This is a genomic window from Aphanothece microscopica RSMan92, assembly GCF_046613545.2.
Classification (GTDB): domain Bacteria; phylum Cyanobacteriota; class Cyanobacteriia; order PCC-6307; family Cyanobiaceae; genus NIES-981.
Map to the genome: position 1 here is coordinate 1 of NZ_JBKKKY020000598.1, position 421 is coordinate 421.

At 50.4% G+C, this 421-nt stretch carries 1 protein-coding gene; it reads left to right on the forward strand.

The window, feature by feature from the left end; genetic code table 11:
* On the forward strand, positions 1-193 hold a 193-nt coding region (locus ACLD7X_RS19235), incomplete at its 5' end, for a hypothetical protein (protein WP_411425278.1).
* Positions 194-421 lie beyond the last annotated feature (228 nt).

Genomic DNA, 421 nt, shown 5'->3' on the forward strand with positions numbered 1-421 from the left:
GGGTTCTGGCTTGTTTGAGAATAACGGCAACTACGAAACCTACACACTACGGAAAGAAGTAGCCTATACCAACGACAACCAACCCGTAAGCATTCTGTACAACCGGACCCAAAGTTTCCAAAAAGGCACCTATACCATTGAGCTGTACGCCGAGGGATTTAACATAGGTCAGGGGTCCTTCACGATTAAATAAAACAAAGCGCCGCCCGTATGTTGTACCAGCGGCGCTTTCCGGGCTTACCCGGACAAAAAATTAGTCTTTCAGGTCTTCTACCTCGGCTTTACGGGCCGCGTGCCTGGCATCGTACACCACGCACGGAAAGCCAAAAAGGCATTTGTCTTTAATAATATCAGCGACACTTTCGGGCACCAGATCTTCCCAGCCCGGGTCACCGCGCTTGACCATGGCCAAAACCTGATC